The organism is Flavobacterium sp. GT3R68, assembly GCF_007109225.1.
In the GTDB taxonomy this organism is placed as follows: Bacteria; Bacteroidota; Bacteroidia; order Flavobacteriales; family Flavobacteriaceae; genus Flavobacterium.
Genome location: NZ_VJZK01000005.1, coordinates 19,984 through 41,315, shown reverse-complemented (window position 1 = coordinate 41,315; position 21,332 = coordinate 19,984). Strand labels below are relative to the sequence as shown.

Sequence of the window (21,332 nt, the reverse complement as noted above, 5' to 3'; positions counted from 1 at the left end):
AACTTAGATAAAATGTCAACTTTTTTAGAACTACTTCAAAAAATTAATAATGTAAAAGTAATTGATGCGTCCATTGATTATAAATATTATATACCTCTTGATTTAAGTGCGTCTAATAGTGACCTGGCTAGTTTAAACCTTACTGACGCTATTGCTTTTGAAGCGTATATTGAAAATAATTTAACGAAGAATGATGCTGAAGTTGCATTTGGAGGATATCGGGAAGTCCGAAATTTATACAAAAGAAGTACCGTTTTTAAAAATGACATTTCCGAAGAGCGAAACATTCATATTGGTTTAGATTTATGGATAAAAGCGGGAACGTCAGTTTTAGCAGCATTAGATGGGAAAGTACACAGTTTTCAAAATAATAAATCCATTGGAGATTATGGCCCTACGATCATTTTAGAACATCAAATTGAAAACATGACTTTTTATACTTTATATGGACATTTATCCGAACAGAGTTTAGTAGGAATGGAAGTGGGAAGAACAGTGCATAAAGGACAGCAAATTGCCGCCTTAGGTGATGCTTCCGTAAATGGAGATTATGCACCACATCTACATTTTCAATTGATTAAAAATATTAAATATTACAGCGGCGATTATCCCGGGGTTTGTAGCCAAAAAGATTTAGAATATTACTCTGAGAACTGTCCTGACCCTAATTTATTACTCAAAATCATATAACAGAAATCCCAAACTGACATTTTGGGATTTCTGTTAATCATTATTTCATCTCAATATCGTATTTTGCCAGTTTTTGTTTGGATTGTTCCAATCGTTTTGGTCCGATAGGAAAACGAACATCTACGTGCTTAGAGGCAATGTTGCCATTGGAATCTTTTTCATCGGCACGGTTAGCAACAATATTCCATGAAAAGGAAACACTCGATTTTCCATTTTTCAGCTCTTTTACCATAAAACCTTCTTTTGATTTGGCAGTAACATATACACCATTACAATCTCCTTCCAATTGGATAAACACTTTCATCGGGTGCTTTTCATCTACAAAAATATGATCGGATAATAATGGATCTAATGTAATTCTGACTTCTCCATTTTGTAATTTCCCAATACCGAAATCTTCAAAAAGAATTTCTGGTGTTTCAGTAGCATGAAGAATTCTGTTGTTTCCCGCCTTGTCTTCAATCATAGTTGATACAGAACCTCCTCCTAAAACCTTGTAAGAAGTGCCGTTATTTTTCGCCCCTACAAATACATAGTCGGTAGCCGAAGTATTCGCATCAAAGTAACCTCCATAGACTACATCCCGTCTTGCTGCAGTTGTTCCTGATGTAAAATAATTTACATCCTTTCCGGCTATTCTGGCAAATGGGCCAGAACTGGTACTCAAATTATCATCCTCATCATATTCAAAATAAGCTGCATTAAAATCTACAGTTGTATTTTTACCAACACCTCGAACATGCAAACCTGTGGTTCCCGAAGCGGCAACTCCAACTGCTTCCCCATCAAGTTCGGTAAATGTAGTCCTTCCCGCAACTCCTCTAACCCCAACAACTGTTGCACTGGTATTGGCAACAGGATTAGCACTGATTCCAATAACACCATTGCCTCCGGTGGCATCTAAATTTCCGCCATCGATCACAAATTGTGAATTGGATGCCGATAATGCCCTAATGGTTCTTTGTGAATTAGTACTCGAAACATACAAACCTACCTGCCCACTTCCGGGATAAATACTCATTAAAGTACTGGCTAATGGTGTGGTATTACTCCCTACAATAACTTGTCCGTCATTTTCAACAGTCATGCGCAAAGCATTGTTGGTTTTAATTTGAAGGTTTACATTGTCCGAAGTTCCTAAATAATTGGATCCGGGAGTAGTTGTTGCATTTCCCGACAAGGACCAATTTTGCCCCGATGTTGCTTTTAAAGAGGTCCATATTGTTCCTGTCCAATAATAAAAACCCGGCGTTACGGCTGTTTCGCCAGAACCATTAGTGGCTGTATTATAAATTAAGACTCCAGCGGCAATAGGAGAAGGTCCAACCGGCGCCTCAACCGAAGTTGAAGTCAAAATTACTCTTGGAATTAATAAGCCTTTTGAATTACTTTCTATTTGTAATTGCACTCCATTTTCAATATTTGTTGTCCCAATTCCCACTTGCGCCTTTGAAGATGCAAAACTGACTAAACAAACTAATAATGGTATAATTTTTTTCATTTCAGAAGATTTTATATTTCGTTAAATCCACTTACGGAGAAAAATTCATTATGGTTTTATTATCGATAAAAAACCAAAAAATCCGACGAAATACAGTATTTAGCTTTTTTATGGAACAAAATTCTGTGCTTAACAGCACTTGTTTGCTCCACATCCAAACATTTTATAAACAATAGAAAATATGCTTGCAACCAAAAAATCCCAAACTGTCCTTATTGACAAGTTTGGGATGCCATTGAAATTTAAAATCCCAAATCATCATCTGTATGATCATTTGGGATTTTTGTTTACTAAAAGAATTTCAATTTTCAAGAACGGATCTTCTGTTCCCATTTCCAGGCACTGGCCAGACCGTCTTCTAACGTAGATTTTGCCTTCCAGCCCAGCACATTATTCGCTTTATCGGTATTGGCATACGCCGAAGTGATATCCCCTTCCCGTCTGTCAACAATCTTATAAGGTAATTTTTTACCGCTCACTTTTTCAAAAGTGTTAATTACTTCCAAAACCGAGCTGCCGGTTCCTGTTCCCAAATTGAAAATTTCAATCTTATCGCTGTTTTTCTTATTTAACAACCGCTGTAAGGCTACGACATGGGCTTTCGCCAAATCTACCACGTGAATATAATCACGAATACAAGTACCATCCGGTGTTGGATAGTTATCTCCATAAACGGATAATTCATTTCTCAAACCAAATCCAGTCTGCGTGATGAATGGCACTAAATTTTGTGGAATCCCAATTGGCAATTCCCCAATTTCTGCGGAAGGATGGGCACCGATTGGGTTGAAATAACGCAATAGGATGGCATTGATATTGCTCACTTTTGCAACATCCGTAATGATTTCCTCGCCAATTTGTTTAGTATTTCCATATGGCGACATAGCAGTTTGAATAGAGGCGTCTTCGGTGATTGGCATCTTTTCGGCCTGACCATAGACAGTACAGGACGAACTGAAAATAAAATGTGCTTCGGGTTTTTGTTGTAATTCCTGTAACAGATATACCAAAGCACTGATGTTATTTTCATAATATAGCAACGGATTTTCAACACTTTCGCCCACGGCTTTTGAGGCAGCAAAGTGAATCACCCCTGAAATGTCAGTGTGTTTTTGGAAAAAGTTCTGAACCGCCGCTTTTTCTCTTAAGTCCAATTTTTCAAAAATGGGTTGTTTACCGGTAATGGCAACAATTCCTTTAAGAACGTCTTCGGAAGAATTGGAAAGATTGTCGACAATAACGACTTCGTAACCTTCGTTCTGCAATTCCACCACGGTATGCGAACCTATAAAACCTAAACCTCCTGTTACTACTATTTTCATGAAAACTAATTTTGTATATGATTGATTGAATGTTAGCCCTGATGGAAGCGGCATCCCACGCTTTTTGGCGTGAATACAGCGGAGAGCAGGAAATAGCTCCTGAAAAAATTATTTTAAAAATTCCAACACACTGTCGGTGATGAATTGAATCTGCACCTCGTCCAGTTCGGTATGCATCGGCAATGAAATCACTTCTTTGACCAATTGATTCGTTACTGGGAAATTTTCCTCTTTGTACCTTACATTCATGTATGCCTTTTGGGAATGCAACGGTATGGGGTAATAAATCGCACACGGAATATCTTTACCTAATAAATGACTCATCAAAGCATCCCTGTCGGCATCAATAATACGCAACGTGTATTGATGGAAAACGTGATCATCCCCGTTTGACTCAAAGGTTGGAATCACAATATTCTCATGTCCGGCGAACGCGGCATTGTATTTGGCCGCCGCTTCACGACGTGCCAAATTATAGGTATTCAATAAAGGTAATTTTGCGTTCAAAACAGCCGCCTGAACACTGTCCAGTCTTGAATTTACTCCCACAACATCATGATGGTACCGCACGTACATTCCGTGGTTTACAATTCCCCTGAGCTTGTGAGCCAAGGCATCATCATTAGTAAATATTGCACCACCATCACCGTAACATCCTAAATTTTTAGAAGGAAAAAATGAGGTTGATGCTACATGTCCGATGGTCCCGACTTTGCTTTTCACTCCTTTTTTCGAGGTGTGATTAGCGCCGATAGCCTGTGCATTGTCTTCGATAACGAATAAATTATGCGCTTCGGCTATTTCCATAATGGCATCCATATTTGCCGCGCGTCCAAATAAATGAACCGGTACAATCGCTTTGGTTTTTGGTGTAATGGCCTGTTTAATGGCTTCTATAGAAATGTTCATCGTATCCAAATCGACATCGACTAACACTGGGGTCAATTGTAACAGCGCAATTACCTCAACAGTGGCGGCAAACGTAAAATCGGCTGTAATGACTTCGTCGCCCGGTTTTAAATCCAGTCCCATCATCGCAATTTGTAACGCATCAGTTCCGTTGGCACAAGGAATAACGTGCTTCACATCAAGATATTCTTCTAATGATTTTTGGAATTGGTGGACTTGCGGTCCGTTGATATATGTATTGGTATCCAAAACTTCCTGAATAGCGTGGTTTACCGTTTCCTTTATGCGTTCGTATTGCCCTTTCAGGTCAACCATCTGGATTTTTTTCATCTCAAGTATAAATTTAAAACAAGCAAAATTACTAATTTAATGACTGACAACAATGAAAATTATAGAAAGTGACGTAATTTAGCCACACAATTCCGTGCCTATGTTTTTTCTGTACAACCTGATGGTGATTCTCACCGCACAAATCATAAAATTAATTGCCCTTTTCAGCCTCAAAATGCAGCTTTTTGTGGAGGGAAGGAAAACGGTATTTTCTGTTTTAGCGGAAAATATATCTCCTTCAGACAAAACGATTTGGGTTCACGCTGCGTCTTTGGGCGAATATGAACAAGGCGTACCTGTCATTGAAAAAATAAAAGAGCGCTTTCCGAAGCATAAAATCGTGCTGACTTTCTTTTCGCCTTCCGGTTTTGAAGTCCGAAAAAACAACTCCGTGGCCGATGTCACGATTTATTTGCCTTTGGACACCCGCAACAATGCAGCCCGTTTCATAGAAGCTGTTCACCCTGACATGGCATTTTTTATCAAATATGAATATTGGCCCAATTATCTGAACGAACTAAAAAAACAGCAAGTCCCAACGTATCTGATTTCCGGAATTTTCAGAAAAAACCAATTGTTCTTCAAATGGTATGGTGGATTTTACCGAAATGCCCTGGATGCTTTCAAACATTTTTTTGTACAAAATACCAAATCGAAAGAACTATTGCTACAGCTCGGAAAAACGAATGTTACTGTTTCGGGCGATACCCGTTTTGATCGGGTGGCGGCTATTTTGGAAAAAGACAATACTCTGAAGTTTATAGAGGAATTTAAAAACAACAGCCTGACCATTGTGGTGGGAAGTTCGTGGCCGAAAGACGAAAATTTGCTTGTAAATTTTATCAATTCGACACTTCATAAGGTAAAATTCATCATTGCTCCCCATAACATCAAAAAGGAGCAGATCCAGCAATTGAAAAACAGCATTTCCAAAAAAACGATTTTGTTCTCGGAAAAAGAAAATGCAAATCTTGCCGATTATGATGTTTTTGTCATAGACACCATTGGTATCCTGACCAAAATTTACAGTTATGCCGACATCGCGTATGTAGGCGGTGGTTTCGGAAATCCGGGAGTTCATAATATTTTAGAACCCGCCACTTTTGGGGTTCCAATTGTAATCGGAGCGAATTTTTCGCACTTTGCAGAAGCAACAGCATTGGTCAATATGGAAGGCTGTATCAGCGTTTCCAATCAGAAGGAACTGAATGATGCGTTTGAAAACCTGATTCAAAACGAAGACATCCGATATGAAAAAGGCCATATCTGCAGCACTTTCGTGCAAATGAATAAAAATGCGACAGCTACTATTCTGAAAAATATTACCACTTAATTATGATGGAGAAATTATATTATTTGGAATATCGAGGAATGAAATACCCTAATGACTTATCTAATTTATTTAAATTACATATGGTTTTTATTGCAAGACAAATTTTGATATTTTTTGCTCCATCTTTGTTTCTTCTCCATAAATTAAATATAAGTGGCGTATTAAATTGGTTTGAGTATTACGATAAATCTGCAGACGTCAAAAATTTTGTATTGTTTTTTTCGATTTTTATATTTACCGTTTTTGACTATTTTAATTATTTCCAAAAAAGAAAAAGAGAAATAATTTTGGAAAAATATAACGGAAAATATGAAAATCTCATCAAACATTCTATTTGGTTCTCTTTAACTTCGATAATTATCCTCCCTTTAATTTTAATATTAATCATTGAAATGTTTTTTTACATTATATTCAGATGATCACATTTAAACCCTTCGAAAACTCATACATTGAAGTCATCCTTCAGATGATGCAGGAATTCTATGCGATTGACGGCTATCCGATCGATCCGGAAAAATCCAGAGCGCTTTTTTCTCAATTTATAGAAAACGAACATTTTGGAAAAGCCTGGATGATTCTGGAAGATGAAACGCCTATAGGTTATGTGATTCTGACTTTTGTATTTATGTTTGAATATCAGGGCAAAATCGCTATTCTTGACGAACTGTATCTTTCGGAATCCGTCCGCGGTAAAGGCATTGGGCGCCAAACGATTGACTTCATCCATACCGAAGCCAAACATTTAAATCTGAAAATTATCTACCTTGAGGTCGAAGAACACAATGAAAAGGCTCAAAAATTGTATCTTGCCAACGATTTTGTATTCCACCATCGAAAACTGATGAAATACATTGTCAAATAAAATCCCAAATCAAATTTTAATCCTATGAAATTTTTAAAATTACTTCTTTTATTATTTGTCTTGCAGACCCAAGCACAACAAGGCGGTATGTGGATTCCTTCGCTTTTGCAGGGAATGAATGAAAAAGAAATGAAAAGTCTGGGCATGAAAATGACCGCAAAAGACATTTATGATGTAAATCATTCGAGTCTGAAAGATGCTGTTCCTCATTTTAATGGTGGCTGTACTTCGGAAGTAATTTCGCCAAAAGGTCTGATATTAACCAATCACCATTGTGGTTTCAGTGCAATCCAAACGCATTCTACAGTAGATCACGATTATCTGACGGATGGTTTTTGGGCTTATAAAATGGAAGAGGAATTGCCGAATGAAAATTTGGTGGTAACCTTTATTGTCAAAATCGAAGATGTAACCACACAGGTATTGAATGGTGTGGCTTCACTTACTTCTGAAGCTGAAAAACAGAAGAAAATTCAGGAAAACATCGCCTTTTTATCGACTTCCTTACCTAAAGAAAGCTGGCAGGAAAATAAAATCCGTACTTTTTTCGAAGGAAACCAATACATGCTTTTTGTAACGGAAACCTTTAAAGATGTTCGTTTAGTAGGCGCTCCACCTTCATTAATTGGAAAATTCGGTTCGGATACGGATAATTGGATTTGGCCCAGACATACCGGAGATTTTTCTTTGTTCCGAATCTACGCTGATAAAAACAATCATCCTGCGGCTTATTCGAAAGACAATGTACCGTATACCCCGAAGCACTTTTTACCGGTTTCACTGGATGGTGTGAAAGAAGACGATTTCACCATGGTCTTTGGATATCCTGGGAAAACAAATGAATATCTGCCTGCAGTTGCTATTGCGCAGATCGCAAATGAATTGAATCCGGCAAAAATTGAAATCCGTGATCGTGCACTGAAAGTTGCCGATGGTTTTATGAGAAAGAACAATGCAATTAAAATCCAATATGCATCCAAGTATGCCGGTATTGCGAATTATTGGAAAAAATGGATAGGTGAGACACAAGGTCTGAAAAAATCCAATGCCGTTGCCATCAAAAGAGACGCCGAAAGAGCATTCCAGCAAAAAATAATTAAAGCCGGAAAACAATCGGAATATGGCAATTTACTTGCTGATTTTGAAAAAAACTATACCGAAATAGCCCCTTATGCATTGTCACGTGATTATTTTCTGGAAATCGTTCAAAGAAACACCGAAATGTTGAGCGTGGGTTATAAACTTTATCAATTAGAACAAGTTTATACAACTAAGGGCGAACAATCATTTACTGACAGAAAAAATAATCTGATCAAGGATTTAGGTGGTTTTTATAAAGATTTTAACGCGGAAGTTGACGCCAAGGTTTTTGAGCAGTTAATCGAATTGTATGCTACAAAATCGCCTAAACAATTTATACCGGCGTCTTTATCTAATGTAAATGCCAAAAATCTGGCGGCGGATATTTATGAGAAATCAAAATTAACCAATTATAATGGCTTGAAAGAGCTGCTTACCGGCGATACGAAAACGGTGTTAGCTAACCTAAACAATGACAAAGGATTTCAATTCGTTAAGGAACTGAGCGATAAATACCATAAGGATGTTGCTCCAAAATATGACGAAATCAATTTAAGAATTACGGCATTGCAGCGTGCTTATATGAAAGCACAATTGGAACTAAATAAAGATTCCCGTATTTTCCCGGATGCCAACAGCACGTTGCGTGTTACTTATGGAAAAGTGAAAGGTTATGAGCCAAAAGACGCTACGGTATATACCCATATGACGTATTTGGATGGGGTGATGGAAAAATATATCCCTGGTGATTACGAATTTGATGTACCAAAGAAGCTGATCGATTTATACAACGCCAAAGACTATGGCCAGTATGGCGAAAAAGGAAAAATGCCGGTTTGTTTTATAGGCACGAATCACACCACAGGAGGAAATTCAGGAAGTCCCGCGGTGGATGCCTACGGAAATCTTATCGGATTAAACTTTGACAGGGTTTGGGAAGGCACCATGAGTGACATCTATTATGACCCGAGCATTTGCCGGAATATTATGGTAGATATTCGCTACGTATTGTTCATAATGGATAAATATGCGGGGGCAACCAATTTAATAAATGAATTAAAATTAGTCCATCCTAAGCAGGTCAAAGCAGTGAAAAAGAAGAATCTCAGGAAAAAATAAACTTTTTGTAAGGCATCGCGATAAAAAACGATATTTTTTTAAAATCCACTGTTATTTTGGTATGATAGTTGTTAAATGTTAGACTGTTGCAATAGAATATTATTTTTGAAAAAAAAATTGAAAAATAATTTTACATATCAAAAAATTTATATCTTTGCCTCGAATTAATAATTAACCTTTTATAATTAAGTAAGATGAAAAAAGTATTTTTAAGTTTAGCACTAGTTGCTGCATTGACAGTTGTATCTTGTAAACAAGCAGAAGAAAAAACAGAAGAAACTACAGTAGAAGCTACTGAAGCTACTGAAGTTGCTGAAGATGCTGCTGTAGTTGCTGATTCAGCTGCTACTGAAGCTACTGAAGCTGCTGCAACTGCTACTGATGCTGCTGCAACTGCTACTGATGCTGCTGCAACTGCTACTGATGCTGCAAAAAAATAATTAGAATCCAATTCTAAAAATTTTAAAAGCCACGCAATGCGTGGCTTTTTTATTGCTATTACCCAGTTGAAGCGCAAAAAAAAGAGCCACGCAATGCGCGGCTCTTTTTTTTTTCATTTTTCAATCCAGATCTGGAAAAACAAAAGCATCATTAGAAAAATCAAGAATATCTGATTTTGACGCATAAGTCGATATCTCTTTAATTCCTTTTTGCAAAAGCAATTCAGTAGTGTATTTTCGGCTGATGGCAATTTCTCTTTTATCAACAATAAGCCTGAAAAAATATTTGCCTTTAGACGATTTGAATTTTAAAAAAGTTATGCCTTCCAATGAAGCTTTTAAATATTCGATTTCCTCCTCGCATTCAAATCGCAGTTCAAAGCTATTGCTCGTGAATATTGGCTTGCCTTTTCTAGAAGTGAATTCATATTTATACTCCCCACTCAAACGCTTGCTGATTACAAAGGCACCCATTGAAATAAGAATTAGTTAAAAATAAAAAAGCTCCAAACATAGTTTGAAGCTTTTTAGTACTCAGAGCGGCTCCGAAGCTTCGGAGTTGAACCCGCACAAACGTTATAATTTATTTTGAATATCTCGTAAAACATCTGGATTACTGATTACTTTTTCTAAAAATTTTCTGGATTTCATCCTTTTTATAAATTTTTCTAAACTATAAGCCTTCTCACTTGATTCACATCCATAATCCAAACATAATTCCCAAGGTATACCATTTACCGTAAACGAATCTCTATAAAAACCCGCATTATGTTCATTCAATCTTTTTTCAATATCATCAGTTGTTCCAATGTAATATCTATTTAATTTTTTAGAATAAATTATATATATAAAATACATTTGAAAAAATTATTTAATAAAAAAGCTCCAAACATAGTTTGAAGCTTTTTAGTACTCAGAGCGGGACTTGAACCCGCACGAACATTGCTGTTCACTGGATTTTAAGTCCAGCGTGTCTACCAATTTCACCATCCGAGCATTATGTGGTGTTGAGCGAAAAACGGGGCTCGAACCCGCGACCTCGACCTTGGCAAGGTCGCGCTCTACCAACTGAGCTATTTTCGCATTTCATCTTTATTAAGAACTGCTATACTTATCGTGTATTGCGGTGGCAAATTTAATACATTAATTCAATTACACAAGCGTTTTTTATAAAAAAATAGATCTAAAAAATTAATCAACTGATAACCCATGCTTTAATCCTGAATTACTTCTTGGTTAACATTCTCTTAATCTCATTCAGTTTCATCAGGGCCTCAATCGGCGTCAGTGTATTTATGTCCAGATTCAGGATTTCTTCCTTGATTTCTTCCAATAAAGGATCATCCAGATTAAAGAAACTCATCTGTATTTGCTCCGCCTGTTCGCCTTTTAGGCTCGAGCCATCTTTTGCCGACTTTATGCCGTTCAATGCTTCACCGGAATGATCTTTTTCCAGTTTCTTCAATAACTTCTGTGCTTTCAGAATAACGGTTTGCGGCATTCCCGCCATTTTTGCCACATGGATTCCAAAACTGTGGGCACTTCCTCCTTTGACTAACTTCCGAATAAAAAGAACGGTGTCTTTCAGTTCTTTTACCGAGACATTGTAATTTTGTATTCGCGGCAACATATCCGTCATCTGGTTTAACTCATGATAATGCGTTGCAAAAAGTGTTTTGGGACTTGAAGGATGCTCATGTAAAAATTCGGCGATAGCCCAAGCAATTGAAATCCCATCGTACGTACTCGTTCCTCGCCCAATTTCATCCAACAAAACCAAACTTCTGTCGGAGATGTTGTTCAAAATCGAGGCAGTTTCATTCATCTCAACCATAAAAGTGGATTCACCCATAGAAATATTATCGGATGCCCCTACCCTGGTAAATATTTTGTCAATAATCCCGATTCGGACGCTATCCGCCGGAACAAAACTTCCCATTTGAGCCAACAGCACAATCAAGGCCGTTTGACGCAAAATAGCCGATTTACCGGACATATTGGGACCCGTTATCATGATCAACTGCTGGGTATCCCGATCCAGATAAACATCGTTTGCAATATACGGAGTTCCCACCGGCAATTGTTTTTCTATAACCGGATGCCTTCCGTTTTTGATATCCAGTTCAAAAGTTTCATCCAGTTCCGGACATACATATTTATTCTCAATGGCTAATTGCGTAAAGGAAGTCAAACAATCCAATTGGGCAATTAAGTTCGCGTTCAACTGAACCGGCTTGATATATGTTGTAATCCAGGCTACTAATTGTTCGAATAGTTCCAACTCCAGTTTGTGGATTTTTTCCTCTGCACCCAGAATTTTAGTTTCATATTCTTTTAGCTCTTCGGTAATGTATCGTTCCGCATTGACCAAAGTCTGTTTCCGGATCCATTCTGCAGGAACTTTATCCTTATGCGTATTGCGGACTTCTATGTAATATCCAAACACATTATTGAAAGAGATTTTCAGCGACGTAATTCCGGTTCGTTCCGATTCCCTCTTTTCAATGCCTTCCAAATATTCTTTTCCGGATGTGGAAATGGCCCTCAAATCATCAAGCTCTTCATTTATTCCTTTGGCAATCGCATTCCCTTTTGCAATAGCGACCGGCGCGTCCTGATTTAACGTAGTATTAATTTTTTCCCGTAACAACTCACAACTGTGCAGGCTGTCTCCGATAATTTTCACGGCTTCCTGTGGACTAGCCAGTGCCAGCACTTTTATAGGGATAATCGCGTCCAAGGATTCTTTCAAATACACCACTTCCCTTGGTGAAACTTTTCCTGCAGCAATTTTAGAGATCAATCGTTCCAAATCAGAAATCTGCTTGATATGTTGCTGGATCGTTTTTAAGACATCGGTATTCTCCTTTAAATACGAGACCACTTCATGCCTGTTTCTGATTTTATTAAGGTCCTTCAATGGCAAGGCTAACCAGCGTTTTAATAAACGGCCACCCATGGGCGAAAGTGTCCGGTCAATAACATCCAATAACGTCACCGCATTTGGATTATAACTATGATACAGTTCTAAATTCCGGATGGTGAAACGGTCCATCCACACATAGGCATCCTCGGCGATACGATGGATGGCAGTGATATGCTGTACCCGATTGTGTTGGGTTTCCGATAAATAATATAAAATGGCACCTGAAGCGATAATGCCTTCGTGCAAATCCTCAATTCCAAAACCTTTTAGGGAAACGGTCTGAAAATGATTCGTGAGGGTTTCAAAAGCGTAATCTTCTTTATAAATCCAATCTTCCAAATAAAAACTATGGTAATCCTCGCCGAAAATTTCCTTAAAATCGTTCTTGTTGTTTTTTGGAATTAGAACTTCACTAGGATTGAAATTTTGAAGTAGTTTATCTATGTACTCATCATTCCCCTGTGCAGTCAGGAATTCTCCAGTAGAAACATCCAGAAAGGAAATTCCTATAGTTTTTTTTCCGAAATAGACGGATGCCAAAAAATTATTGGATTTCGATTGAAGCACCTCATCATTCATCGATACCCCCGGCGTAACCAATTCAGTCACACCCCGTTTCACTATAGTTTTGGTCAATTTTGGATCTTCCAGCTGATCACAAATAGCCACCCGTAATCCTGCCTTGACCAATTTAGGCAAATACGTGTTCAGGGAATGATGTGGAAATCCCGCCAATGCCGTTTCGGTTTCGGAACCCGCACCACGCTTTGTGAGAACAATCCCCAGAATTTTAGAAGCCCGAACTGCATCTTCTCCAAAAGTTTCGTAAAAGTCACCCACCCGGAACAATAAACAAGCATCAGGATATTTCCTTTTGATTTCGTTATATTGCTTCATTAACGGGGTTTCTTTCGGTTGAGTATCTTTTGAAGCCAAAATTTGAGGGTTTTAAAATGAGTGATTAATTATGACAGCGAATTTAAAAATTTTATAATCAATACGCCGCAATAGAAAAATTAATTTAATTTTAAGAAAAATTTATAATGTCATTACTTTTTTTTATATAGATTTGTCTTTTAATTTAAATTAAATACAATGAAAAAAATACTTTTACTAGCTGCGCTAACTGTCTTAGGAGTAACTACTTCTAATGCTCAAACCACTAAAAAAGCTACTAAAAAAGCTGTTGTAACTAAAGTTGTAACTCCAAAGGTTGTAATTCCTAAGATTGAAGGTGCCGGAATGGTTTTCGAAAATGAAACTATTGATTACGGAACTGTAGCCCATAATGCTGATGGACAGCGTGAATTTGTTTTCGTTAACAACGGCACTAAACCATTAATTATCACTAATACACAGGGTTCATGCGGCTGTACCGTTCCTACTTCTCCTAAAGAGCCAATTGCTCCAGGAGCCAGAGGAGTTATCGGTGTTAAATATGCTACTGACAGAGTTGGTCCTTTTACCAAAACTGTAACTGTTATTTCTAATGCGGAAGGAATGCCAAGTAAAACTTTGACTATTAAGGGAACTGTTTTAGGTGACGAAGCTCCTGCTGCTCCAAAAAGCTAATTAATATTATCCAAATATACGAAGCTTCCTGAATTCATTTAGGAAGCTTTTTTTTTGAAACATCATCAACAAAATATGCGAAAGCTCGAAAACAGCGAATTAGAAAGAATATCCATTGAAGAATTTAAAGGAGCCGATAAAACCCCAATCATATTAATCCTTGATGACATCAGAAGCCTGCACAATATTGGTTCTGTATTTAGGACTGCAGATGCTTTTTTAGTTGAAAAAATCTATTTGTGCGGTATTACAGCCACCCCTCCAAACAAGGAAATAAATAAAACCGCATTAGGCGCTACCGATACCGTAGCTTGGGAACATTCTACCGATGTTATTGAAGTGATTCAGAAACTAAAAAACGATCAGGTCACGGTTTTGGCAATCGAACAAGTGGAAAGCGCCATTTTTCTGCAGAATTTTGAAGCGAATCCAACAAAAAAATATGCGTTGGTGTTTGGCAATGAAGTTTTCGGTGTGTCTCAAAAAGCAGTTGAAGCATGCGACGGCTGTATTGAGATTCCGCAATTGGGAACCAAGCACTCGTTAAATATCTCTGTAACTGCCGGAATAGTGGTTTGGGATTTGTTTTCGAAAATGAAATTTGAGCATCATAAATAACAAGCATTATCCGAGTTTCTTTTGAATCTCATCCAGAATAAAAATATAATCATCCTGATTTTGCACAAAATCCCTGTCGGAAACATCTATAACCAACACATTTAATCCGGTATGTGATTTGATGTAATCCAAATAACCGCGATTGATATTATCCAGATATTCTGCGGGTATCTCCTGTTCATACGATCGGCCCCGATTTTTTATATTTTCCAGTAAACGTCCGGTGTTTTGATATAAATAAACATACAAATCGGGCTTCGGCATTTCTTTGTAGATAATTTCAAACAGCTTTCTGTACAAACGGAATTCATCATCGGGCAAGGTTACTTTGGCAAAAATAAGAGACTTGAAAATATGGTAATCGGCCACTAAAAAATCCTTGAACAAGTCAAACTGGGCCAAATCATCCGATAATTGCTGGTATCGGTCAGCCAGAAATGACATCTCCAATGAAAAGGCATACCGACTCTGGTCCTGATAAAATTTCGGAAGAAAAGGGTTATCTGCAAATCGTTCCAAAACTATTTTCGCATTAAAATCTTCTGCTATTTTACTCGCCAATGTAGTTTTTCCGGCACCAATATTTCCTTCAATGGCAATATAATTAAATTGTTCCAGATTGTATTTCCCTAGTGGACGCCTCAATTCCATGACCACTTCACAGGCACTGGTATCTTGGCAATCGGCAATTAATTCCGAAATCGATTTATTAAATACAGGATGAATGAAATCGGTTTTCAGATCTTTCATCGGAAGCAAAACAAACAGGCGATTTTGCATTTGCGGATGCGGGATATGCAAATGTTCGCTTTCCATGATTTCATCATTATAACTGATAATATCAATATCGATACTTCGCGGCTGGTATCCGGCATGCTCCAAACGGGTTCTTCCTAACAGATGTTCGACCTGAAAAATTTCGGCGAGGACTTCTGGGGCCGATTTATGGGTATGGATAATCAACGCCCCGTTATAAAAAGCATCGCTGGCAAAACCCCACGAAGGCGTCTCATATAAGTTGGACACTTTGACAACGGTTCCGATTTTCTGATGTATCAAATCGATACACTGAACCATATTTTCAAGTCGGTCGCCCTGATTACTTCCTATCGATAAAATGACTTGGTTCTGGAGTTTCATATTAACCACAAATTAACTAAAAGAATTTTAGAATAGAAGTATATTTGCACAGACTGTTAATAAATTTATTTTTTATAAAATTAAAACAGACGGCGCGTAACTTTTCTGACAGCAATCCGTCTTATTACAAAAAATCATATGAAATTTTTAGGAAATGTACTGGCAACCATAGTGGGGCTTTTTATTTTTTGCATGCTGTTCTTTTTCGGAATTCTATTCATTGCAGCTGTTTTTGGCGGAAGCTCAGAACATGTTTCAGTAGACCGGAATTCAGTTATTGAATTGGATTTGTCCAAAGTCAGAAATGATTATGGCGGGAAATTCAACTTCAAGGATTTTGATTATTTCGAAGTCCACCATGATGGCCTGTCCGATGTCATCCACGCCATTGATGTAGCCAAAACGGATACTAAAATCAAAGGGATTTCAATCCTGAACGATGAATCGCATTTAGGTATGGCCCAAATCAAAAACTTAAGAGCAGCATTGGAAGACTTCAAGAAATCAGGAAAGTTTGTATTGGCTTATTCCAACATGTATACCCAAAAAGAATATTATCTGAATTCGGTTGCGGACCAGATTTATATCAATCCCGTGGGCGAATTGGATTTCAAAGGATTATCATCAGAAATTTTATTCTTTAAAGATTTTCAGGAGAAATCCGGTTTGAAAATGGAAGTTATCCGTCATGGCAAATATAAAAGTGCCGTAGAACCGTTTTTGGAAAACAAAATGAGTGATGCCAATCGGGAACAAATTACTGTATTACTAAATTCGGTATGGAATTCGATGGTGAGCGACATTTCGAAAAGTAGAAAAATTTCTGTAACGAATTTGAACGCAATCGCGAATGGTTTATTGGGACGAACTCCGGAAATGGCAAAAGCACAGAAATTGGTAGACAAAATCGCTTACGAAGATGTGTACCATGATGATATAAGAAAAGCATTGAAAGTAGATAAGGACGAAGACTACAAGAAAGTCTCAATCCTCGATTATGCCGAAAATGTGGCGACAACTTCAACCAAAGAGTCTGCAAAAGATAAAATTGCTATTATTTATGCGCAGGGAGAAATCGGCAGTGGTGAAGGCGATGTGAATTATATCGGAGAAGGCTCTATGCGTCGTTCGCTTCAGGAAGCCCGAAAAGACAAAAATGTAAAAGCAATCGTACTGCGCATCGACAGTCCAGGGGGAAATGCGCTGACATCGGATTTAATCTGGCGTGAAATTGAACTGACCAAAAAAGTAAAACCCGTCGTAGTTTCGATGGGGAATCTGGCGGCTTCGGGAGGGTATTATATAGCCTGCAACGCCAATACGATTTTTGCCGAAAGCAATACCATCACCGGCTCTATCGGTGTTTTTGGGACGTTGCCAAATTTTGCACCATTAACAAATAAAATCGGGATTCATGTGGAGCAGGTGAATACGCATCAAAATGCAGCCGATTACAGTGTTTTCAAACCTTTGGATGACAAATTCAGAGCCGTAACACAGGAAAGTGTCGAAAGGATTTATACCACTTTTGTTAATCGCGTTGCCGCCGGAAGAAAAATGACTTTCGCGCAAGTAGACGCTATTGCTCAAGGAAGAGTTTGGTCTGGTGCTGAAGCTTTAAAAATTGGATTGGTTGACAAAATCGGTGGTATGGATGAAGCATTGAAACATGCAGCGACTTTATCTAAAGTAAAAAATTACAAAACCCAAAATTTCCCGACATACGAGAAGAATCTCCGCGATCTGTTGTCTAACTTGGGTGTTCCTTTTATAAAATCAAAAGAAAGTTTCATCAAGGAGGAAGTAGGCGAAGAAAATTACCGGGTAATTGAACAAATCCGAAAAATGAGCGAGAAAAAAGGAGTTCAAGCGGTGATGCCTTATGAAATCAACATCAAGTAACCTTTATACAACTAGTATCATAAAGCCAACTTGTTTAATTTTTTAGATAAGTTGGCTTTTTATTTAATAATTTAGCATATCACAAATTTACAGCCATGATAAAGAAAATTTTAAAAATAATAGGAATTTTAATTTTACTATTAGCCATAGCTCTATTCGCTATCCCCTACTTTTTTCAGGATCAGATAAAAGCAAAAATCGCCGCTACCATCAATGAAAATTTGGATGCGACGGTCGCTTTTGCCGATGCCGATTTGAGTTTGTTCAAGAGTTTTCCTCAGGCAAATGTTACAATAGATAAATTGAGCATCCTTAATAAAGCTCCGTTTGCCGGCGATACTTTGGTGTATTTAGGCGAATTAAATCTAAAAATGTCCATAAGGGAACTTTTTAAAGGAAAAGATGAAGCCATGAATATTGAGGCTATTTCTTCTAAAAACGGATTAATCAATATCATTTTCAATAAAGACGGAATAGGTAATTTTGATATCGCCTTAAAGGACAAAGACAAACGTGACGGTAAAAGTGATCCTTTATCTTTAAAAATCAAAGAGTACACAATCGAGAATTATACTTTCAAATATTTTGATGAGGCATCCAAAATAAAAATGAAAATTGACAGCCTGAACCATTCCGGAACAGGAGATTTTGCGGCCTCCAAATTGGATTTGGTTACAAAATCCACAGCTCGGATATCGCTGGATATGGACAAAATCAATTATATGAATAAAGTACCTTTGACCCTCGATGCCGTTTTAGGGATTGATTTGGATAAAAGCAAATATTCTTTCAAAATGAACAAAGCATTAATCAACCAATTACCACTGGAATTTGATGGTTTCATCCAATTAGTGGAAACCGGGCAGCAATACGACCTGACCTTCAAAACGCCAACTTCCTCTTTCCAAAACTTTTTGGGGCTGATTCCATCGGCCTATTCCGGCAGTTTGAAAGATGTGAAAACCTCCGGGGATTTTACTGTGTCCGGTTTTGCAAAAGGATTGTATTCCGACACAACGGTTCCCCAATTTAACGTGAAAATTGCATCGAACAATGCCTCTTTCAAATATCCTAATTTACCAAAAACGGTAGAAAACATCATCATTGACACCAAAATCATCAATGAAACCGGAATTCTTAATGATACTTATGTAAATCTGGATCAATTGTCCTTCCAGATTGACCAGGATGTTTTCAATGCGAAAGCCAATATTAAAAATATTACGGTAAATCCATTGGTAGACGCGGCTTTAAAAGGAACCATAAACTTGGCTAATTTATCAAAGGCTTACCCTATAAAAATGGACAAGCCACTATCCGGAATCCTGAAAGCGGATGTCGTGACAAAATTTGATATGCAATCGGTTGAAAAAAGCCAGTATGAGAACATCTATAATTCGGGCACGATGAGTCTGTCCCAGTTCAAATATACCGATGAAAATGGCAAAGCATTGAATATTCATCAGGCCGCAGTACAATTCAATCCGAGCCGTGTCAATTTACAGCAGTTTAATGCCACAACCGGTAAAAGCGATTTAAATGTAACGGGGGTTTTGGAGAATTTTTATGGGTTTCTGTTTAAAGATCAGGAACTGAAAGGTAATTTCAACTTGCAATGCAATCAATTGGCGGTATCGGATTTTATGACTACAGAAGATCCAAAAGGAGCAGCCAAACCAAAAGAGGCAATGAAAATACCGGCGTTCCTTAACTGTACATTGACGGCCAGAGCCAATACAGTCCTTTACGACAATCTGATATTGAAAGACGTTTCCGGAAAATTAATAGTGAAGGATGAAAAAGTGACGCTGGAAAATGTGAAATCATCTATTTTCGGAGGGACAATCGGTGTGAACGGAAATGTTTCGACAAAAGGAAAAGTTCCGGTTTTCAATATGATACTTGGATTAAATTCAGTGGATATTGCTCAGACGTTTACCCAATTAGATATGCTTAAAAAAATTGCTCCAATTGCGGGAATCATCAACGGAAAATTAAATTCGAACATCAAATTATCGGGAAATCTGGATGCCAAAGAAATGACGCCGGATTTGAAAACTGTGACCGGCGACTTGTTGGCCCAATTGCTTTCGACAACCGTAAATTCGAATAATTCGCAAATATTGACCACTTTGGGTTCCAACTTAAAATTCATCGATGTCAGTAAATTGAATCTGAATGATTTGAAAGCCGCAATCACTTTTAAGGATGGTAAAGTAAATGTGAGACCGTTTGACCTGAAGTATCAGGACATCAAAATTACTGTTGGTGGCGCCCATGGTTTCGACCAATCCATGAAATACGATTTAAAATTTGATGTACCTGCAAAATATCTAGGATCGGAAGTAACTAAATTATTAGCGAAATTAACTCCTGCTGAAGCAAAAAAATTAGAAAACATTCCAATCAATGCCGGACTTACCGGAAATTTTAAGAATCCGAAAGTTTCCACCGACATGAAACAGGCTGTAAATAATTTGGCTACGCAGTTGTTAAAACAACAAAAAGACCAGTTGATCAATCAAGGCACCAGTGCATTGGGCGGTTTGCTTGGTGGAACCAAACCAAAAGATAAGGACACTACCAAAACCAATACCCCGGCGCCACCAAAAGACATCAAGACCCAGGCTACAAATGCAATAAAAGATTTGTTTGGTAAAAAGAAAAAAGAGGAACCTAAAACGCCTTAATTTCCGAAACTAAAATCAAAAACACCTGCTTCAAATCAATTGTAGCAGGTGTTTTTTTATACATTAATTTCTACGACATACCCTTCATGGCTTCTGACATTAAAAACGGTCCCGTCTTCAAAAATCAGGTATTGTCCTTTGACACCCATCAGTTTTCCTTTAAAATATGATTTGGTATCCAAGTTCAGGCTGTTGATTTTTTTTGGATATTGGATTACCATATATTCCATAGTATAAACATCATTTTTATCCAAATGGAAATATTCGCGTACCTCTTCCGGAATCAGGTTTTCCAATTTCAGTCTTTCTTCAATCAAATTACCAACAGTTGCCATTTCCTGTAGCATCCGTTTCCAGTTGGTTTTATCTGCATAGTAATTTTTAAGTGCGACTTCGGTTATTCCCGCCAGATATCGGTTGGGGACTTCAACAATGGCAATGGCTTCGCTTGCTCCTTGGTCTATCCAACGCGTCGGCACTTGAGTTTTTCGGGTTACTCCAACTTTCATACCGCCGGACAAAGCCAAATATACAATATGAGGCTGTAACTGTACTCTTTCTTCATAGGCCAAATCCCGATCTTGTATCCCGAGATGGGCCGTACTCAATTCCGGTCTCATAATCCAATCGCCAACAGCGGGACTACTGTAAAAACAGTCGTAACAAAATCCCTGACGATAGATTTTTTTCCTCTTGCTGCAATTCAGGCATTGATGGCCTTTGAATGTAATCTCCACTTCCTTATTCAATAATTGATTGACATTCAGGAAACTATTATCAAAAATCAAATAATATTGAATTGGCTTTTCAAACTCGGTTTGCATTTTTGTAAGTACGCCTTCGTATTGCATCTTTTTTTTGCTATTTTTGATAAAGTTGTAAAGTTACAAAGTTTGCA

Annotated in this window: 17 protein-coding genes and 2 tRNA genes; 9 read left to right on the top strand and 10 right to left on the bottom strand. The window is 37.7% G+C overall.

Going from position 1 to position 21,332, the window contains the following annotated elements:
• Positions 1-12 precede the first annotated feature (12 nt).
• Positions 13-690: a peptidoglycan DD-metalloendopeptidase family protein gene (locus FNW07_RS10325; RefSeq protein WP_126745024.1), complete on the top strand. Its 678-nt coding sequence runs from the start codon at positions 13-15 to the stop codon at positions 688-690.
• 40 nt (positions 691-730) lie between these two features.
• Here FNW07_RS10325 and FNW07_RS10320 read toward each other — a convergent pair whose 3' ends face one another.
• From FNW07_RS10320 to FNW07_RS10310, 3 genes are all read right to left on the bottom strand, one after another.
• Positions 731-2,191 carry a hypothetical protein gene (locus FNW07_RS10320; protein ID WP_126745023.1) on the bottom strand — a complete coding sequence of 487 codons (1,461 nt, stop codon included), beginning with the start codon at positions 2,189-2,191 and terminating at the stop codon, positions 731-733.
• A 308-nt stretch (positions 2,192-2,499) separates the two neighbouring features.
• Positions 2,500-3,513, bottom strand: a complete 1,014-nt coding sequence (gene galE / locus FNW07_RS10315) for a UDP-glucose 4-epimerase GalE (protein WP_126745022.1) — start codon at positions 3,511-3,513, stop codon at positions 2,500-2,502.
• A 108-nt stretch (positions 3,514-3,621) separates the two neighbouring features.
• Positions 3,622-4,752 carry a DegT/DnrJ/EryC1/StrS aminotransferase family protein gene (locus tag FNW07_RS10310; protein WP_126745021.1) on the bottom strand — a complete coding sequence of 377 codons (1,131 nt, stop codon included), beginning with the start codon at positions 4,750-4,752 and terminating at the stop codon, positions 3,622-3,624.
• A 100-nt stretch (positions 4,753-4,852) separates the two neighbouring features.
• On the opposite strand from FNW07_RS10310, the gene FNW07_RS10305 reads away from it, so the two are divergent.
• The 4 genes from FNW07_RS10305 to FNW07_RS10290 all read left to right on the top strand — a co-directional run bounded on the left by FNW07_RS10305 (position 4,853) and on the right by FNW07_RS10290 (position 9,586).
• Positions 4,853-6,085, top strand: coding sequence for a 3-deoxy-D-manno-octulosonic acid transferase (locus FNW07_RS10305; protein ID WP_126745020.1), 1,233 nt, complete (start codon positions 4,853-4,855; stop codon positions 6,083-6,085).
• Positions 6,086-6,500: 415 nt separating this feature from the next.
• Positions 6,501-6,947, top strand: a complete 447-nt coding sequence (locus FNW07_RS10300) for an N-acetyltransferase (protein ID WP_126745019.1) — start codon at positions 6,501-6,503, stop codon at positions 6,945-6,947.
• 24 nt (positions 6,948-6,971) lie between these two features.
• Entirely contained in the window at positions 6,972-9,146 is a 2,175-nt protein-coding gene (locus FNW07_RS10295) for a S46 family peptidase (protein ID WP_126745018.1), read from the top strand.
• A 194-nt stretch (positions 9,147-9,340) separates the two neighbouring features.
• Positions 9,341-9,586: a hypothetical protein gene (locus tag FNW07_RS10290; RefSeq protein ID WP_126745017.1), complete on the top strand. Its 246-nt coding sequence runs from the start codon at positions 9,341-9,343 to the stop codon at positions 9,584-9,586.
• A 120-nt stretch (positions 9,587-9,706) separates the two neighbouring features.
• Here the strand turns inward: FNW07_RS10290 and FNW07_RS10285 are convergent, their stop codons facing one another.
• The 5 genes from FNW07_RS10285 to mutS form a co-directional block, all read right to left on the bottom strand.
• Positions 9,707-10,060 carry a DUF1508 domain-containing protein gene (locus FNW07_RS10285; protein ID WP_126745016.1) on the bottom strand — a complete coding sequence of 118 codons (354 nt, stop codon included), beginning with the start codon at positions 10,058-10,060 and terminating at the stop codon, positions 9,707-9,709.
• A 102-nt stretch (positions 10,061-10,162) separates the two neighbouring features.
• The gene (locus FNW07_RS10280) at positions 10,163-10,444 is read right to left on the bottom strand and encodes a GIY-YIG nuclease family protein (RefSeq protein ID WP_126745015.1); all 282 of its coding nucleotides are present in this window, start codon (positions 10,442-10,444) and stop codon (positions 10,163-10,165) included.
• Between the two features lie 52 nt (positions 10,445-10,496).
• Positions 10,497-10,582: transfer RNA gene (locus FNW07_RS10275), tRNA-Leu, on the bottom strand.
• A gap of 14 nt (positions 10,583-10,596) precedes the next feature.
• Positions 10,597-10,669 (bottom strand) — tRNA-Gly (locus tag FNW07_RS10270).
• A gap of 142 nt (positions 10,670-10,811) precedes the next feature.
• Entirely contained in the window at positions 10,812-13,409 is a 2,598-nt protein-coding gene (gene mutS, locus FNW07_RS10265) for a DNA mismatch repair protein MutS (RefSeq protein ID WP_370511509.1), read from the bottom strand.
• Between the two features lie 198 nt (positions 13,410-13,607).
• Here mutS and FNW07_RS10260 point away from each other — a divergent pair, with 198 nt between their 5' ends.
• The gene (locus FNW07_RS10260; protein WP_126745149.1) at positions 13,608-14,084 is read left to right on the top strand and encodes a DUF1573 domain-containing protein; all 477 of its coding nucleotides are present in this window, start codon (positions 13,608-13,610) and stop codon (positions 14,082-14,084) included.
• A gap of 75 nt (positions 14,085-14,159) precedes the next feature.
• Positions 14,160-14,702, top strand: a complete 543-nt coding sequence (locus FNW07_RS10255) for an RNA methyltransferase (RefSeq protein ID WP_126745148.1) — start codon at positions 14,160-14,162, stop codon at positions 14,700-14,702.
• A 6-nt stretch (positions 14,703-14,708) separates the two neighbouring features.
• Here the strand turns inward: FNW07_RS10255 and folK are convergent, their stop codons facing one another.
• The gene (folK, locus tag FNW07_RS10250; protein ID WP_126745147.1) at positions 14,709-15,842 is read right to left on the bottom strand and encodes a 2-amino-4-hydroxy-6-hydroxymethyldihydropteridine diphosphokinase; all 1,134 of its coding nucleotides are present in this window, start codon (positions 15,840-15,842) and stop codon (positions 14,709-14,711) included.
• Positions 15,843-15,980: 138 nt separating this feature from the next.
• On the opposite strand from folK, the gene sppA reads away from it, so the two are divergent.
• Both sppA and FNW07_RS10240 read left to right on the top strand, forming a co-directional pair.
• Positions 15,981-17,744, top strand: coding sequence for a signal peptide peptidase SppA (sppA, locus tag FNW07_RS10245; protein ID WP_126745146.1), 1,764 nt, complete (start codon positions 15,981-15,983; stop codon positions 17,742-17,744).
• Positions 17,745-17,839: 95 nt separating this feature from the next.
• Positions 17,840-20,434, top strand: coding sequence for an AsmA-like C-terminal region-containing protein (locus FNW07_RS10240; protein ID WP_126745145.1), 2,595 nt, complete (start codon positions 17,840-17,842; stop codon positions 20,432-20,434).
• 56 nt (positions 20,435-20,490) lie between these two features.
• Here FNW07_RS10240 and FNW07_RS10235 read toward each other — a convergent pair whose 3' ends face one another.
• Positions 20,491-21,285: a DUF2797 domain-containing protein gene (locus FNW07_RS10235; protein ID WP_126745144.1), complete on the bottom strand. Its 795-nt coding sequence runs from the start codon at positions 21,283-21,285 to the stop codon at positions 20,491-20,493.
• Positions 21,286-21,332 lie beyond the last annotated feature (47 nt).

Bases quoted from the DNA above. Each gene is read 5' to 3' on its own strand.
- FNW07_RS10320 (WP_126745023.1), bottom strand. From the start codon at position 2,191: ATGAAAAAAATTATACCATTATTAGTTTGTTTAGTCAGTTTTGCATCT.
- FNW07_RS10325 (WP_126745024.1), top strand. From the start codon at position 13: ATGTCAACTTTTTTAGAACTACTTCAAAAAATTAATAATGTAAAAGTA.
- FNW07_RS10305 (WP_126745020.1), top strand. From the start codon at position 4,853: ATGTTTTTTCTGTACAACCTGATGGTGATTCTCACCGCACAAATCATA.
- mutS (WP_370511509.1), bottom strand. From the start codon at position 13,409: ATGAAGCAATATAACGAAATCAAAAGGAAATATCCTGATGCTTGTTTA.
- FNW07_RS10295 (WP_126745018.1), top strand. From the start codon at position 6,972: ATGAAATTTTTAAAATTACTTCTTTTATTATTTGTCTTGCAGACCCAA.
- FNW07_RS10260 (WP_126745149.1), top strand. From the start codon at position 13,608: ATGAAAAAAATACTTTTACTAGCTGCGCTAACTGTCTTAGGAGTAACT.
- FNW07_RS10280 (WP_126745015.1), bottom strand. From the start codon at position 10,444: ATGTATTTTATATATATAATTTATTCTAAAAAATTAAATAGATATTAC.
- FNW07_RS10285 (WP_126745016.1), bottom strand. From the start codon at position 10,060: ATGGGTGCCTTTGTAATCAGCAAGCGTTTGAGTGGGGAGTATAAATAT.
- FNW07_RS10255 (WP_126745148.1), top strand. From the start codon at position 14,160: ATGCGAAAGCTCGAAAACAGCGAATTAGAAAGAATATCCATTGAAGAA.
- folK (WP_126745147.1), bottom strand. From the start codon at position 15,842: ATGAAACTCCAGAACCAAGTCATTTTATCGATAGGAAGTAATCAGGGC.
- FNW07_RS10300 (WP_126745019.1), top strand. From the start codon at position 6,501: ATGATCACATTTAAACCCTTCGAAAACTCATACATTGAAGTCATCCTT.
- FNW07_RS10240 (WP_126745145.1), top strand. From the start codon at position 17,840: ATGATAAAGAAAATTTTAAAAATAATAGGAATTTTAATTTTACTATTA.
- FNW07_RS10310 (WP_126745021.1), bottom strand. From the start codon at position 4,752: ATGAAAAAAATCCAGATGGTTGACCTGAAAGGGCAATACGAACGCATA.
- FNW07_RS10290 (WP_126745017.1), top strand. From the start codon at position 9,341: ATGAAAAAAGTATTTTTAAGTTTAGCACTAGTTGCTGCATTGACAGTT.
- galE (WP_126745022.1), bottom strand. From the start codon at position 3,513: ATGAAAATAGTAGTAACAGGAGGTTTAGGTTTTATAGGTTCGCATACC.
- FNW07_RS10235 (WP_126745144.1), bottom strand. From the start codon at position 21,285: ATGCAATACGAAGGCGTACTTACAAAAATGCAAACCGAGTTTGAAAAG.
- sppA (WP_126745146.1), top strand. From the start codon at position 15,981: ATGAAATTTTTAGGAAATGTACTGGCAACCATAGTGGGGCTTTTTATT.